We start from the raw sequence: 15,360 nt of genomic DNA on the forward strand, positions 1-15,360 counted from the left end.
AGTCGCCACCATGTCCTTCGTACTCAGCCATCCCCTGCTGTGGGGCGCCGTTATCCTGCTGGCCGATGTCTCGCTCTGGTATCTGGTGCCGCTGCATCTGCGGGCCGCCCGGGTGGCCATGCGTCTGGCGCTGTTCGTGCTTTACACCAGCCTGTTGATCAACAGCGGCATCAGCCCGCTACTGGCGCCCAGCTGGCCTGACGACAGCGTGATGCAACTGGGCGCGACGGCACTGGCGATTCTGTGGTGGCTGTTTGCGGCGCGGACCATGACCGTGCTGATCGGTCTGGCGCTGATGCGCCGGATCGGCCAGAGCGGCCGCTTGCTGCAGGACGTGTTCGGTGCGCTGATCTTCCTGGCCTGTGTGGTGGCCGCTGCCGGTTATGTGCTGGAGCTGCCGGTCAAGGGGCTGCTGGCGACTTCCGGGGCGATGGCGATCATCGTCGGTCTGGCCTTGCAGAGCACCCTGAGCGACGTATTCAGCGGCATCGTGCTCAACACCACCAAGCCCTATCAGGTGGATGACTGGGTGACCATCGACGGTGTGGAAGGCAAGGTGGTGGACGTCGACTGGCGCGCCACCCACTTGCAGACCAGCGCCGGTGCTACCGCCGTGGTCCCCAACTCGGTGGCGGCCAAGGCCAAAATCGTCAACCTCAGCCGGCCCAGCAACATGCACGGGGTGTCGATCAGCATTCAGGTGCCCAAGCATGTCCGCCCACGCCGGGTGCTCGACGCTCTGCAACGTGCCCTGCAAGGCAGCGACAGCCTGCTGCTGACTCCGGCGCCCAAAGCGGTGCTCAAGGAATCGGGCGAAACCATGGCCGAGTATGTGGCCAGCGGTTTCATCGCCGAACTGTCGCGCAAGGGTGAAGTACGCAACCAGTTGTTTGACCTGGCCCACCGGCACCTGGAAGCGGCCGGCATCATCCGCCAGAGCGAGGGCAATGCGGTGCCGATTTCCCGGGCCAGGGCGCTGCTTGATGAGGTCAAGGTGTTCCGTTCACTGAGCGAGGAAGAACGCGATGCACTGGCCGAGGCCATGACCGCCGAGCAGTACGTCGCAGGCCAGGTGGTGCTGGATGTGAACGAGGTGTCCGAGTCGCTGTTTGTGATTGCCACAGGAGTGGTCAGTGCGGCGGTGCCCGATGGCGACAAACAGGTCGAAGCCGGGCGCATGGGGCCCAGCGAGATCATGGGTGAGCAGAGCGTGCTGGGCGATACCCCGTCCGAGGCCAGCTTCACCGCCATGACCTCAAGCATCATCTACCGCATCGACAAGGCCACCGCACGGGCCTGCCTGGAGAAATGCAAACAGGTCAACCGGGCCTTCAACAAGCTTCAGGCGGTGCGCCAGAACAACGCACACAGTGTGTTACTGGCCCGCCCCGCACAAACCCGCAAAAACGGCTTCCTGAGTTGGTTGCAACGCCGCAACTGATCCCGCCAATGCTCTAGCCCGCAGCCTTGCGGGCCGATTTAAAAAGCAAAACGCCATCATCAGCATTTGCAGAATTAACAACGATTAACTCGTCAGCCACGTGTGTGCGACCAAGAATGGCGGCCTCTGTGCAGACTTTTGCCCATGCAAAGTGCGGGTCCTGTTCAAGGCTCAAATGCCTCCCCGAGACTTACGGACAATTGCCATGACTCAAGATTCCCGACCAACGCGCGTTCTTCCCTGTCAGATCTGTTTACGCCTGCACAGCCGCAAGCGCCCCGCGTCGGCAGACAGTGGTGGTTTGACACCCTGGCGCGAGAAGCTCGCCATGCAACTGATTCTGGACAACCTCAGTGAGAACATCGAAGTGACCGGGCTGGCCAAAGCCTGTGCGTTGTCACGCAGTTACTTCTCGCGGGCGTTCAAGGCCAGCACCGGCTTGTCACCTCAGGAATGGATCCGCGAACAGCGAATTCTGCGCGCCAAGTGCCTGATCGCCCATACCAGCATGAGCCTGACCCAGATCAGCCAGGAATGCGGGTTTTGCGATCAGTCACACTTTTCGCATATCTTCTCGCGCAGCGAAGGCATTACTCCGCTGACCTGGCGTGGCCATGCCTTGAAGAACCGTCATGATCACAGCTTGCGGATCGCCACCTGAGACCATTCGCCCATGCCAAGGAGTGCGCTGATGCCATCGACCCAGGAGCAGCCCCTGCAGTTAGGGCCCTTGCGCATCTACCCCGAACAACGCCTGGTGCTCGATGCCGACCAGCCGCTGCGCTTGTCTGGCCGGGCGCTGGACATTCTGCTGGTGCTGCTCGAACACCCCGGCGAAGTGGTCAGCCGTCAGACCCTGATGAGCCGGGTCTGGCCCACCAGCGTGGTCGAAGACAGCAACCTGCGCGTGCATATGGCAGCACTGCGCAAGGCACTTGGGGATGGCCAGGCCGGCCAGCGGTATATCGTCACCGTGGCCCAGCGCGGCTACAGCCTGGTCGCGCCGGTGGTGCGCCTGCAACAGCCCGCACCCGGCCCGGACAGCGACACGCCGATTCATCTGAACCACAACCTGCCGGCGCGCCAGGCACGGATGATCGGCCGCCAGCCACTGGTCCAGGCCCTGGCGGTGAAGTTACAAAGCCAACGCCTGATCACCCTCACCGGCCCCGGCGGCATCGGCAAGACCTCCGTGGCGTTGCACGTTGCACACTCGCTGGTCGGTGATTACCGCGACGGCATCCGCTGGCTGGACCTTGCCGCGCTCAGCGACCCATTGCTGGTCGCCGCACAACTGGCTGCGCTGCTCGATCAGGCCCCGGCCGACGGCGACGCACTGGGCCAGTTGTGCAACTGGTTACGCGACCGCCAACTGCTGCTGGTGATCGATAACTGCGAGCATCTGATCGATGCGATTGCCGTACTCTGCGAGCGACTCCTGCGCAGCGCACCGCAGGTTCATATTCTCACCACAAGCCGCGAGAGCCTGCGCGCCGAGGGCGAAGTCATTCAGCGCCTCGATGCCTTGGCCTGCCCGCCTACCGAATTGACCAGCCAGGTCGAAGCCATGGGCTTTGCCGCCTTGCAGTTGTTCGTCGAGCGCGCCATGCACAGCCAGGCGCATTTCGACCTGAGCCCGGCCAGCCTGGCGCTGGCCAGTGACATCTGTCGCCGCCTGGAGGGCATTCCGCTGGCCATCGAACTGGCCGCCGCGCAACTGGCCAGCCTGAGCCTGGAAGACCTGCAGACCCAACTGCAGGACAGTGTGGGATTGAGCATCACCGCTCACCCGGACAGCACTGGCCGTCATCAGACCCTGCTGGCGACCCTGGACTGGAGCTTTAACCTGCTCGAACCGGCCGAGCAGCTCTGCCTGTGCCGGCTGGCCGTATTCAAGAGCCGCTTCAGCCTGGAGTCGGCGCTGGCAGTGGCCGGCGACCCGGCGCTGTCGGCGGCGCTGCTGTGCAATACCATCAGCCAGTTGGCCAACAAATCGCTGTTGAGCGTCGAGGCCGGTGATGAAACGGTGTTCTACCGCCTGCTCGACACCACCCGGCATTACGCGCTGGCCAAGCTGCGCCAGCGCAACGAACTGCCCGAGACCCTCAAACGCCATGCCGAACACTGCCTGGCGCTGATGCAGCAGGCACGCCACGACTGGCACAACCTGCCTACCCGGCAATGGATGCAACGCTACACCCGCAGCCTGGAAGACATTCGCGAGGTGCTCGACTGGGGTTTGAATGGCGAGGGTCCGCAGGCCCTGGCGATTTCGCTGGTCGCGCACTCGGCGCCGCTGTGGCAGGAACTGTCGCTGCTCAAAGAACACGGTGTGTACGTGCGCAAGGCCTTGCAAGCGCTGCAACACAGTGACCAGCCCTGCCCGCCACTGGAATTGCAACTGCGCCTGGCGCTGGGCAACTACAGCTACCACAGCCGCGGCGCCAGTCTTGAGACCGTCGACGCCTTCAATGAAGCAAGACGCCTGGCCGATCAGGCCGGTGACGCCGACGGCCGGTTACGTGCGGTGTCCGGGCTCACGGCGGTCAATCTGTGCGGCGGTGATTATCAGGCGGCGGTGTTGCAGAGCCAGCAGTTCGAGCAATTGGGTGACGCGCCGATCACCGACCTCAGCGCCCTGCGTCTGCAAGTATTGGCCCTGCACTACAGCGGTCAGCAGACCCAGGCACGCCAGTGCGCCGAGCAAGCCCTGCAGCGCCTGAGTCACAGCGGACACTTGAACCGCTTCAGCCATGGCTTTGGCATTCAGTACGATCAAAGTGTGGCGGCGCTGACGATTCTGGCGCGAATTCTCTGGCTGCAAGGCAGGCCCGCCGAAGCCCGGCGTACCGCAAACCAGGCACTGGAGATTGCTCTGCAGATCGACCACGGCCTGTCGATCTGCTACACTCTGGCGCTGGCCGGCTGCCCCATCGCCTTGTCCGAAGGACAAACTCAACTGGCCCACCAACGGGTCCGGCAACTGCATGCTCATGCCCACAAGCATTCGGTGTTGTTGTTCTACACCTGGGCTCAGCATTACGCCCGTCTGCTCGACTTGCCCGTCCAGCCGGCCAGCCCGGCCAGCGGCCTGTTGCGCGACATTCTGCTGAGCCTGCGCGGCGGCACGGTAGACGCCCGGCAACTGGAACGTGCGCGCAATGGCGAAGCGGGTTGGTGCGCCGCTGAAATACTGCGTTGTCATGCCCAGCAGCAACCGGATGAAATCGCTCAGGATCAACTGCAACAGGCGCTGGACCTCGCCCGCCAGCAAGGCGCTGTGCTTTGGGAGTTGCGCTGTGCGCTGAGCCTGGCACGGTTATGGTTGCGCCAGCAGCGCCCTGCCCAGGCCGTAGAGGTGCTGCAACAGGTGCTCAATAGCGGCGAGGCCGATTGCGATCTGGCCGAACAGCGGCTGGTCACAAGCCTGCTGCACAGTTTGCAGGAGCCGCTTTAGCGGCAATCCTGTTCAATTAGGCACTCCATACCTCGGTGGGAGCGACCTTGGTCTGGGCGGCGATCCTACGCGCTCGCCAGGCTGTATTGCGGGTATCCCATGTAACGCTCGTAGCAAACCTGCAACGCCGGATATTCGCCACAGGCCTGCAAGCGACGCAAGGCATGTACCCGTACGGTATTGAGCAAGCGATAACGCACGGTCTGGTGATCGACCCTCACCGTCAATAACGACTTTGCTTCAAGCAGCACCAGCACATTGCGCAATTGATCCGGCCCGAAATCCTCGCAACACACCACTGCGCTTGCTGCTTGCCAGGTGAAGTCCAGGGCGAAGATCGCCAGGCGGCGCAGCAGGGTTTGCTCTTGCTCGCTCAGGTGCGCATGACTCCAGTCCAGCGCGGCGCCCAGTGACTGATGGCGGGCTACGGCGGTGCGACGACCGAGGCTCAGCAGCCACTGGCCATTGCTCATTTGCGCACGCAGGCCCGACAGCGCGAATACATCAAGCTGCGAGGCAAGCAGTTCGATTGCCAATGGCAGGCCGTCGAGCTGTCGGCAGATCTCGGTCACTGCGCTCAGATCCTGTTCACGCAGCCGGTAATCCGGCTGACACGCCTGCACCCGGCTCACCCATAACTGCACGGCCGAGCAGGCCAGCACCTGCTGCCGGTCGTGCATGGCGGCACGTGACGGCACCTCCAGTGCGGGCACCGGCAAACAGTATTCGCCACGCGCATACAACGGCTGCCTGCTGGTGGCCAGGATCGTCAGTTGCGGTGCCTGCGCCAGTAAGCCTTCACCCCACTGGCGGCAGACGTGGGGCAGGCATTCGGCGCTGTCGAAGATCAACAGGCATTGGCGCACGGCCAAGGCTTCGCCCAGCACATCCAGCGCGGGTCGACCCGCCGCGTCGAGTTGCAGCAAAGCCACCAGTTGCTCAAGCAATTGCTCAGGCGCCGCGCTGGAACAGTCGATCAGCCACACCCCATCCCGGTAATGCCCGACCAGTAGCTCAGCGGCCCGACACGCCAGCCGGCTCTTGCCGACGCCCGCCGGGCCGGTGAGGGTTATCAGGCGCCGGGCAGACAACTGCCGGGCCAGGCTGGCCACCTGTTCATTGCGGCCGATCAGCGGGGTCAGCATGGCCGGCAGGTTATGCTGCGCCACGACCTCACCGGTCGACCAGCCGGCATCTTCGCCTTGCGAAACCTGCGCGACAAAGCTGTAGCCGCGCTGCGCGATGGTTGCGATGTAGCGCTGGCCATCGCGCCCGCCGCCAAGGGCGCGGCGCAATGCAGCGATGTGCACCCGCAGGTTGACCTCCTCGACCACCGAGTCAGGCCAGACCTGTTCGATGATCTGCTGTTTGCTGAGCACTTGACCGGCCTGCTCGACCAGCACCTGAAGAATATCCAGGGCGCGCCCGCCCAGGGTCAACGCCACACCACCGCGCATGACTTGCCGCTGACGCACGTGCAAAGCATAGGGACCGAACAGCAGCACCGCGTCGCCGGAGGTATTGTTCAGATTGTTCATGCGCACTCCCGCGCGCTGCACGGGGAACCGCCCGGTCAGCACCTGACTTTGAAGAATTAACCAGTGTTAATCTTCGCAGCCACAGCGCATGAGACAACCGCGCCGGGGGGCCCGATACGGTCAATCCGGTGCGCTATCCGGACACCGGGCTGGCTGAACGGCTGCTGAACGCATTGAGTTTGTATGGCGATAGTGTTCAACCGCTAGCTGAACTGCTCGCGATACTGATTAGGCGTCAGCCCCAACCGGGCGCTGAACAATGAACGCATGTGCCGCACGCTGCCAAAGCCGCTTTTATAAGCAATGGTCTTGAGCGGCAGGTCGGTGGTTTCCAGCAGGCTGCGGGCGCAATCGATGCGCGCACTCTGGAGGAACTCCATGGGTGTCATCTGTAGTTCGCGAACAAACAAACGGGAGAAGTGCCGGGCGCTCATGTTGGCCAGGGCCGCCATGCGCTCGACGGTAAACGGCTCGCCCAGTTGCTCCAGCACCTGGTTCTGCACCTTGGTGACCACACTTTCCTGAGGGGCCACGGCAGTCATCAGCGGGCTGAACTGCGCCTGGCCGCCTTGGCGCTTCATTAGCACCAGCAGCACCTTGGCCACGTCCTGGGCAACTTTTTTGCCATGATCCCGGGCGACCACTGCCAGGGCCAGGTCGATGCCTGCCGTCACGCCGCCAGAGGTCAGCAGGTTGCGGTCCTGAATGTAGATCTGATCGGTTTCCACCCGCGCCTTGGGCACCCGCTTGATCAGCCGCTCGGTATAGTGCCAGTGAGTGGTGACCCGATAGCCATCGAGCAGCCCGGCATCCCCCAGAATGAACGCCCCGGTGCAGATTGAGCCAAACCACTGCGCGCGTTGCACTGCCTCCGGCAGCCAGGCAAGCACTTGCGGCATCTGCCGGTCATAAGCCCCCGGCCCGCCCGGAATCAACAGCAGATCGCAGGCATCGTTGGCCTGTTCGATCGCCAGGTCAGCCTGCACCACGACCCCGTTGGAGGCCCGCAACGCACCGGGTTCGGAGCCGATGGTCACGATCCGGTAATGGTTTTCCGGCGCCAGGTAACGGTTGGCGATGGAAAACACCTCCAGCGGCCCGGACATATCGAGCAGCAGGAAATCGGGGAACAGCAGCATGGCCACGGTTTTCATGAGGGCTGGATCATGGCGGTAGCGGTGCTCATCAATGAATGTCTGGATCGCGTCAACTTGACCAAAAACGGACACAATTCTTAACGAGCGTTTTACCAGATAATTCAACGCGGGGAAAGAACTGTCAACTGCAAAGCGACAGTCATTCATGATTGAGCCACTTATTGCGACAGTCTGATCGCAGTAATCTTGTTCTCAACAGATCGGCACCTGAATCACCAGGGCCGACACCGATTGGAGAACCATCATGCTCACTCTTCGCAAAGCTTCTGACCGCGGCGCCGCCAATCACGGCTGGCTCAACTCGCAGCACACCTTCTCGTTCGCCAACTACTACAACCCGGACGAAATGGGCTTTTCCGATCTGCTGGTGATTAACGACGACCGCGTCGAAGCCGGCAAAGGCTTCGGTCAGCACCCGCACCGCGACATGGAAATTTTCTCCTACGTGCTCGAAGGTGCGCTGGAACACAAGGACACGCTGGGCACCGGCTCGGTGATCCGCCCAGGCGATGTGCAACTGATGAGCGCCGGCAGCGGTGTGGCGCACAGTGAGTTCAACCACTCGCATGAAGAGCGGGTGCACTTTCTGCAAATCTGGATCGTGCCCAACATCGCCGGCGCCACGCCGAACTACCAGCAGCAGCACTTCAGCGCCGAAGACAAGCGCGGCCGCCTGAAGCTGATCATCTCGCCGGACGGCCGGGAAGGTTCGTTGCAGGTTCGCCAGGATGCCAACGTGTATGCCGGCCTGTTCGACGGTGCCGAGTCTGCCGAGCTGAGCCTGGACGCCGACCGCTACGCCTACGTGCATGTTGCCCGTGGCAGCGTGGTCCTCAACGGCCAGGCCCTGGGCGAAGGTGATGGGGTCAAAGTGCGCAACGAACAGCGTCTGCAACTCAGCCAGGGCGTAGATGCAGAAGTGCTGGTCTTCGACCTGCGCGCCCAGGACCGTCCACAGCGTCCATAAGGTGGCCGATCCCTTGCAAATTGCATGGTGCAACAGGCACAACGCCGCGGCTGACGCGGCGTTGTCGTTTAATTTTTGTTACCCGCCTTGCGCAGATCTGCTGGAAGTCTGCAAGATGGCTCATCGCCTGTCCGACCGGTCAGATCGATGACCAGTGCCATGAACCGGACTTGCCTCTCCTATGCCCGTCGACTTGCAAACGCTCTATCCCAGGCTGATCCACCTGATGCTGGATACGGTCTTCGTAGTCGACAGCAGCGACCGGATCGTGTTCGTTAGCGATGCCTGCGAAGCATTGCTGGGCTACCGGGCCGACGAGTTGATCGGCACCTTGATCACCGGCTACCTGCACCCTGACGACGTGCCCGCCACGCGCGGCTCGATTGAACGGGTCATGAACGGCCTGCCGCACGTCGACTTTCGCAACCGCTACATCCGCAAGGATGGCGCCGTGGTGTCGATTCTGTGGGCCGCGTTCTGGTCCGAAGAGTTCGATGCACGCATCGGCGTGGCCCGCAACGTCACCGCACTGGCCGAGGCTGAGCAACAGCTGCGTTTTCTCGCCCACCATGATCCGTTGACCGGGCTGACCAACCGGGCATTGTTCACTGACCGGCTGCAGACAGCCTTGAACGCAGCACAGCGTAATGAAAATACCGTGGCCTTGCTGTTTCTCGACGTCAACGGCTTCAAGGCCATCAACGATGTGCATGGGCATGCCGTCGGTGACCAGGTGCTCTGCGAGATTGCCAGGCGCCTGCAAGGCTGCGCGCGCAAGAGCGACACGGTGGCGCGCATGGGCGGCGATGAATTCACCGTACTGCTGACCAACGTCCATTGCGGGGAGGGTATCGAAGCGAAAGTCGCGCAGCTCATCAGCGCCTTGGCCCAACCGCTGGGGCGAGAGTTCGGTGATCTGCAAATGCCGTCGTGCAGTATTGGCGTGGCGCGTTTTCCCGAGCATGGCACCGACGCCGATGCGCTGCTCAGTCATGCCGATGCAGAGATGTATCGGGTCAAGCGCCAGCGCGGCAGATGAATATCCAAGGCACGACTTGCTAACGCGTCCTGACCAACCGGGCCAATCCCACCGTGACCAGCACCGCCAACACCACCGCCACGCTCAGCGACGCCCCCACGCCCCATTGCACAATCGAGTGCTGCAGCGCCAGGTAAAAGCCCACCACGCCCACCGCGCCGATGGCGTTGCCACGCACGATGGCGCCCAGTTCATAGCGCCCGCCCTGCACATGGGCAAATACTGCCAATGGCCAGGCAATCACCGGGATCGGTGCCAGCAAGCCACTGATCACAGGACCCAGCCACTCGGCGCTGGCAGTAATTGCCAGCAACAACAGCGTTGCGGTGAGCATGCGCATCGGAATGACCCACCGCGGCAGCGCCACATAGTTGGCCTTGCGGGTCTGCGCCTCTTTACCCGTGAACACGATGTTCGCCGCGACCAACAATAAGGTGGCGATGATCGACACCAGCGGCGCGCCCACGTCACTGATTGCCAAGGCGGTCGCCGCATAAGCCATCAGTGCCGTGATGCAGCCGATAAAGGCCCCGACTTTACGGGTCATCAGAAAGTAAAACAGGTAAGTCGCCTGAATTGCCGCCAACCCGGCCAGCGCCCCCGGCACCGCCTGCAAGGCAAACCCGGCGCCTTGTTCAAGACTGAGAAACAGCATCACCAGCGCAGAAGTAATCGGCAGCCCGGACAGTAAACCGCCGATATGCGTACCCCAGCGTTTGGCCGCCAGAGAGATGACCAGCATCAGCGTGGGAGTGATGAGCAATTTGAGGTAGAAGGCGGTCATCAACAAGACATCGAACCAGACAGGGAAAGACCGCCATCTTAACCGCAACGAAATGGCCAGGTGCCGACAGTTAAAAAAGAGACCCGAGCTTATCGGGCGGAACGGGCACGCATCACTCGCCACGGGTACCCGCTTGCTGAGCCCTTGAACCGACCCGCTGCTGTCTGGAAATCAACATGAATCGGCATCAATTGCGGGGAATGCCTCTGCGATTTCTTTAAATGCTGTGTGGCATCCTAGCGAGACGTTTCAGACAGCGCTCTTGACGACAGCTCTGTATGGCCGTTGCAACTCACCATCGCATAGTACTTGTTGTCAGGCACATCAACAGAAACTGACCAGAGCCGATGGGCCGGGTTGTAAGTGGCATCTGAAAGAATCCTGACGCCCTCCCCTCCACCCTTGGGAGGAAATCTGTCGAAGTAGGCGCGAATCGATTTCTCAAGAAAATCCTGCCCGGCCTCAGGACAAGGCGCGCTTTGTTGTTGCCCACATCCCACCACCATAACCAGCAGCGCGGCTGTTGATAAAGGCTTTAAAAATCGCATGATGATCCTTGTCCGCCAGTCTGGCCTTGAGTACGGATGTTATCGCGCAACGGATAAAAATGCCCATCGCCGGAAGATAGCTGCCCCCCTGCCAGTCAATATTCCCCGCAGCTCCTGCCTCTCATCTACCAGCCCTGCCTGCAACGTTTTACAAACATTTACATTTGTGAAAATCCTGTCAAAATAAATGCTAATCATTCTCATAAGCATGATTTTCACTTTTACAGGACGCTCCCCATGTCGCGCTCTACCCCACATGCGTTTTTCCGCCCGACCCGTAATTTGCTGACCATGGCCATTTGCATGGCCTCCATAACGCCTGCATGGGCGGTCGAAACCGGTGAGAAGCAAGAAACCACCGCCCCCGCGGTGGTTGAACTGGGCGCGACCAAAATCGGTGATACCCAACTGGGCAGTACCACCGAGGGCAGCCAGTCGTACACCACCGGCTCCATGTCGACGGCCACCAAGCTGCCGCTGAGCCTGCGTGAAACGCCGCAAGCCGTGACGGTGATTACCCGTCAGCGCATGGACGACCAAGGCATGACCAGTATCAATGATGTAGTCAACGCCACCCCCGGGCTGTTTCTCAGCTACGCCAACGGCCCAGGCCGTCAGGCCTATACCTCACGCGGGTTCGACATCGACAACCTGATGTATGACGGTATTCCCAGTGGCTACAACGGCGTATCGGTCGGTGCCCAGCCAAACCTGGCGATGTTCGACCGCGTCGAGGTGGTGCGTGGCGCCACAGGCCTGGTGACCGGTTCCGGTAACCCGTCGGCGGCCATCAACCTGGTGCGCAAGCGCCCGCTGGCCGAGCAGAAAGTCACCCTGACCGGCGCGGCCGGCAGTTGGGACGACTACCGTGGCGAGATTGATGCCTCCAGCCCGCTAAACAGCAGCGGCACGTTGCGTGGCCGGGTGGTGGCCTCATACCGGGATGCCAACAGCTTCATTGATGACCGCGAAGAAGATCACGGCCTGTTCTATGCCGTCACCGAAGCCGACCTGAGCGAAGACAGCACCCTGACCCTGGGTTTCTCGCACCAGAAGGACAAGACCAACTACTTCTGGGGCTCGTCGATGGTTGGCCTGGACGGTCATCACCTGAACCTGCCGCGCTCGTATAACCCCGGCACCGACTGGGAAGACAAGGACCAGCAGATCAACACGCTATTCGCCGAGTTCCGTCAGCGCCTGGCCAACGACTGGAAGCTGCAAGTCAACGCCAACTACTCCGAGCAGGACGCGCTGTTTTCAGGCTCTTACCAATCGCGCTGGGCCGCCAACCGCGAGCTGCAGCGCACGGTTTACCAGGCTTCATACGATGAAAATCAAATGGGCCTGGATGGCTTTGTCAGCGGCCCGTTCGACGCCTTCGGCCGTACTCATGAGCTGGTGGTCGGCGCCAGCAAGCGTGTCTATGACCGGACCACTCACAACTACAGCCCGTACAACCTCTACTGGCCGCTCGATGGCGCCAAGCCGGATTTCGTGCGCACCAACGACAGCCATAACATCACCACCCAGGATGGCGTGTACCTGACCACTCGCCTGAACCTGGCCGACCCGCTGAAGCTGATTCTGGGCAGCCGCCTGGACTGGTACGACTACGACAACCGCAGCGGCGCCGGCGACTACAAGGTGACCCGCAACGTCACCCGCTACGCCGGTCTGATCTACGACCTGGACGCGCACCACTCGGTATACGCCAGCTTCAGCGATATCTTCACCCCGCAAAGCTCGCTGGATACCTCTGGCACCCCGGTACGGCCCATCGTCGGCAAGAACTACGAGATCGGCATCAAGGGCGAGTACTTCGACGGTGCGTTGAATGCCAGCCTGGCTCTGTTCCGTGTCGACCAGCAAAACCGCGCGGTGCAGGTGTTCGTGCCGAACTGCCCGCAATCGGCCTGCTATGAAGCCTCCGGCGAAGTACGCAGCCAGGGTATCGACCTGGAACTGCAAGGCGCACTGACCGAAAACTGGCAGGTCGGCGGCGGCTATACCTATGCCCGCGTGCACACCATCAAGGATGACGCCGCACCGCAGAACGTGAACCAGCGCTTTGATACCGACACGCCTGAGCACCTGTTCAAGCTGACCACCCGTTATCAGTTCCAGGGCCAACTGGAAAAACTGCGCGTGGGCGGCAACCTGTCCTGGCAGAGCCGCATGTACAACGACTTCGCCGTGCTCAACGGCAACTACCGTCTGGAACAAGGCAGCTACGTGCTGACCGACCTGATGGCCGGCTACAAGGTCAACCAGAACCTCGACCTGCAATTGAACGCCAACAACATTTTCGACCGTAAATACTATGCGTCGATTTCCAACTCAGTGACCTATGGCGGCGACACTTATGGCGCACCGCGTAACCTGATGCTGACCGCCAAATACAGCTTCTGAGCCTCTTGCCCGGCGCAAGGAAGCGCCACTGGGCAGTGAACAAACCCGCCATGCCCGCAGTCCGAACAGCACCCCGCTGATCCAGGACACTCCGCCATGCCTTTGCGCCCTGCCGCTCTGACCACTTTTCTTGCACTGTCCGGTATGGCTGTGGCCCAAGAACCCTTGCGCCTGGAGCAACTGGCGCGCTGCGGCGATCTGCTCGACAGCCAGCGCCAGACCTGGTGCCTCACGGTACGCGGTCTGTCGCCAGCAACGCCCACCTTGAAGCTTGGCGGCCAGAGCCTGCCGGCAAACGCGGTGCAACGCGACGGCCAGAACCTGCGCCTGACCCTCGACAGCCATGGCCGGCAGAGCGGCCCGCTGTGGCTGGAAGACGGCACGCGGGCCAGCAATGCGGCCTGGCTGACCCTGCGCAACAGTCATGTAGTGGCGGCCAAAGCGGATGAAGTGGCGAACAACATGGATGGCCTGACCACCTACGTGAATCTGGTCAGCGTGTTGATCGAAGAAAATCAGGATGGCCGCCTGGCCGCGCAGCAGTTGGCCGACAAATATGGCGCTACGGTGGTCGGCAGCATTGCGCCGCTCAACCTGTATCAACTGCGCCTGCCCGCCACCGATCTGGTGCAGCGCGATGCCTTGGTGCTGCGTCTGGGCAGTGAGATCAGTGTCGATGCGGTGGTGATTGAAGAGTCGGCTGCCGAGGAGGCTGAACAGCCGCCGGTACGCCGGCAAGAACCGCGTAAACCCGCGCCGGACTCGGACGAGTGGGCTGCCAATCGCTTTGTCGATGCCGTCAATTACTACCAGCGGCGCATCCCCGGCCGCCAGTCGCCCATCCAGCCGCAACCGGTGCGTATCGGCCTGATCGAGCGCAGTGTGGATTTCGACACCGCCGATTTTAGCGACTATATCGGCGCCTGCGCGCTGCCGCGCACCTGCGTCTATGCCCGTGACGCCAGCAAGCCGGACAGCCACGGCACCACCGTGGCGGGGATTCTCGCTGCCGGATGGGACAACGGCGGCAACACCGGCCTGTTGCGCGGGCTGGACAAGCATTCCGGCGGTTTCGAGGTGATCGTGGAGCGTAATTCTGATGCCGGGATCACCGCCAATATCGCCGCCTCGGTGAACCTGGTCGAAGACGGCGTGCGGGTGCTCAACTGGAGCTGGGGCATTCATCGGGTCGGGGCCAAGACCGTGGACGGCACCGAGGTGGATTCACTGTTGCGCTCGGGGCTGGCCATGAGTGGTTATGAAGAGCTGCTCGAAGAGTTCTTCTTCTGGCTGCGCCGCGAACACCCGGACGTGCTGGTGGTGAACTCGGCGGGTAACGGCTCGTCGTTTTCCAGCACCGATGAATACCGCCTGCCCTCCTCGTTCGTCACCGAACAACTGCTGGTGGTCGGCGGCCATCAGCGCAACGAGCAGCCTGGCCTGGCCGTGCAAGACCCTGGCTATGCGGTCAAACGCAGTTCATCGAATATCGACAAGCGCGTCGACATCACCGCTGCCGCCTGCGCCCATGCCTCTACCCGCGACGCCGGGCAGACCGGTAGCGTGCATTGCGGCACCTCCTATGCCACGCCGATGGTCGCCGGCATTGTGGCGACCATGCTGTCGATCAATCCGCAGTTGCAACCGGCGCAACTGCGCATGCTGCTGCGCCGCAGCTCGATGACCATCGGTGACAACTACGACTTCGAGCCCACCGATGCCGAAGACCTCACCGCACCGATCCTGCCGTCCGAACGCAGCTATCAGTTAGACAACCAGGACGTTGGCCGCTCGGCACGCCTGGACATGCAGCAGGCTCTGGATCTTACGGTGCAGAGCCGTGAGCGGGTGCGCTGACCATCGGCGCGCGACAAGCCCCGCCGTTCAGGGCGGGGAAGGATAGCGCGGACGGCGTAGCCGTCCCTGGTTGCAGTGGGGTGCCTACTGCAACTGTTCGATGTACGCACCGCCACAGGATGAAGCGCAGTAACACGGCGACACAGATGCCCTTCTACGG

The 15,360-nt window shown here is 62.0% G+C and carries 11 protein-coding genes; 7 read left to right on the forward strand and 4 right to left on the reverse strand.

The features are described 5' to 3' along the window. The first annotated feature begins 10 nt into the window (after positions 1-10). The 3 genes from NRB16_RS11070 (at position 11) to NRB16_RS11080 (ending at position 4,898) form a co-directional block, all read left to right on the forward strand. Positions 11-1,441, forward strand: a complete 1,431-nt coding sequence (locus tag NRB16_RS11070; RefSeq protein WP_045481701.1) for a mechanosensitive ion channel family protein — start codon at positions 11-13, stop codon at positions 1,439-1,441. Between the two features lie 205 nt (positions 1,442-1,646). Next, on the forward strand, positions 1,647-2,102 hold the full coding sequence (locus NRB16_RS11075; protein ID WP_045481704.1) for a helix-turn-helix domain-containing protein: 456 nt from the start codon (positions 1,647-1,649) through the stop codon (positions 2,100-2,102). Positions 2,103-2,132: 30 nt separating this feature from the next. Continuing rightward, positions 2,133-4,898 carry a winged helix-turn-helix domain-containing protein gene (locus NRB16_RS11080; RefSeq protein WP_257106151.1) on the forward strand — a complete coding sequence of 922 codons (2,766 nt, stop codon included), beginning with the start codon at positions 2,133-2,135 and terminating at the stop codon, positions 4,896-4,898. A gap of 65 nt (positions 4,899-4,963) precedes the next feature. Here the strand turns inward: NRB16_RS11080 and NRB16_RS11085 are convergent, their stop codons facing one another. Both NRB16_RS11085 and NRB16_RS11090 read right to left on the reverse strand, forming a co-directional pair. After that, complete coding sequence (locus tag NRB16_RS11085; RefSeq protein WP_257106152.1) at positions 4,964-6,436, reverse strand: helix-turn-helix transcriptional regulator; 1,473 nt, start codon at positions 6,434-6,436, stop codon at positions 4,964-4,966. A gap of 203 nt (positions 6,437-6,639) precedes the next feature. Beyond that, positions 6,640-7,590, reverse strand: coding sequence for a GlxA family transcriptional regulator (locus NRB16_RS11090; protein ID WP_045481713.1), 951 nt, complete (start codon positions 7,588-7,590; stop codon positions 6,640-6,642). A gap of 247 nt (positions 7,591-7,837) precedes the next feature. On the opposite strand from NRB16_RS11090, the gene NRB16_RS11095 reads away from it, so the two are divergent. Further along, entirely contained in the window at positions 7,838-8,560 is a 723-nt protein-coding gene (locus tag NRB16_RS11095; protein ID WP_045481716.1) for a pirin family protein, read from the forward strand. 181 nt (positions 8,561-8,741) lie between these two features. Continuing rightward, positions 8,742-9,599 (forward strand): sensor domain-containing diguanylate cyclase, encoded by an 858-nt coding sequence (locus NRB16_RS11100; protein WP_253141188.1) that lies wholly within the window; start codon positions 8,742-8,744, stop codon positions 9,597-9,599. A gap of 19 nt (positions 9,600-9,618) precedes the next feature. Here the strand turns inward: NRB16_RS11100 and NRB16_RS11105 are convergent, their stop codons facing one another. After that, positions 9,619-10,383 (reverse strand): hypothetical protein, encoded by a 765-nt coding sequence (locus tag NRB16_RS11105; RefSeq protein WP_257106153.1) that lies wholly within the window; start codon positions 10,381-10,383, stop codon positions 9,619-9,621. Positions 10,384-10,619: 236 nt separating this feature from the next. Next, positions 10,620-10,931, reverse strand: coding sequence for a hypothetical protein (locus NRB16_RS11110; RefSeq protein WP_253141187.1), 312 nt, complete (start codon positions 10,929-10,931; stop codon positions 10,620-10,622). Positions 10,932-11,234: 303 nt separating this feature from the next. On the opposite strand from NRB16_RS11110, the gene NRB16_RS11115 reads away from it, so the two are divergent. Together NRB16_RS11115 and NRB16_RS11120 are read left to right on the forward strand one after the other, a co-directional pair. Next, a complete protein-coding gene (locus tag NRB16_RS11115) occupies positions 11,235-13,343 on the forward strand; it encodes a TonB-dependent siderophore receptor (RefSeq protein ID WP_373568457.1) in 2,109 nt (702 codons plus the stop codon). 96 nt (positions 13,344-13,439) lie between these two features. Next, the gene (locus tag NRB16_RS11120) at positions 13,440-15,200 is read left to right on the forward strand and encodes a S8/S53 family peptidase (protein WP_257106155.1); all 1,761 of its coding nucleotides are present in this window, start codon (positions 13,440-13,442) and stop codon (positions 15,198-15,200) included. Positions 15,201-15,360: the final 160 nt, after the last annotated feature.

The sequence above is a fragment of the Pseudomonas sp. LJDD11 genome, assembly GCF_024584215.1.
In the GTDB taxonomy this organism is placed as follows: Bacteria; Pseudomonadota; Gammaproteobacteria; order Pseudomonadales; family Pseudomonadaceae; genus Aquipseudomonas.

Excerpts from the sequence above, each read along its gene's own strand:
- NRB16_RS11070 (WP_045481701.1), top strand. The coding sequence starts at position 11 with ATGTCCTTCGTACTCAGCCATCCCCTGCTGTGGGGCGCCGTTATCCTG.
- NRB16_RS11075 (WP_045481704.1), top strand. The coding sequence starts at position 1,647 with ATGACTCAAGATTCCCGACCAACGCGCGTTCTTCCCTGTCAGATCTGT.
- NRB16_RS11080 (WP_257106151.1), top strand. The coding sequence starts at position 2,133 with ATGCCATCGACCCAGGAGCAGCCCCTGCAGTTAGGGCCCTTGCGCATC.
- NRB16_RS11085 (WP_257106152.1), bottom strand. The coding sequence starts at position 6,436 with ATGAACAATCTGAACAATACCTCCGGCGACGCGGTGCTGCTGTTCGGT.
- NRB16_RS11090 (WP_045481713.1), bottom strand. The coding sequence starts at position 7,590 with ATGAAAACCGTGGCCATGCTGCTGTTCCCCGATTTCCTGCTGCTCGAT.
- NRB16_RS11095 (WP_045481716.1), top strand. The coding sequence starts at position 7,838 with ATGCTCACTCTTCGCAAAGCTTCTGACCGCGGCGCCGCCAATCACGGC.
- NRB16_RS11100 (WP_253141188.1), top strand. The coding sequence starts at position 8,742 with ATGCCCGTCGACTTGCAAACGCTCTATCCCAGGCTGATCCACCTGATG.
- NRB16_RS11105 (WP_257106153.1), bottom strand. The coding sequence starts at position 10,383 with ATGACCGCCTTCTACCTCAAATTGCTCATCACTCCCACGCTGATGCTG.
- NRB16_RS11110 (WP_253141187.1), bottom strand. The coding sequence starts at position 10,931 with ATGCGATTTTTAAAGCCTTTATCAACAGCCGCGCTGCTGGTTATGGTG.
- NRB16_RS11115 (WP_373568457.1), top strand. The coding sequence starts at position 11,235 with ATGGCCTCCATAACGCCTGCATGGGCGGTCGAAACCGGTGAGAAGCAA.
- NRB16_RS11120 (WP_257106155.1), top strand. The coding sequence starts at position 13,440 with ATGCCTTTGCGCCCTGCCGCTCTGACCACTTTTCTTGCACTGTCCGGT.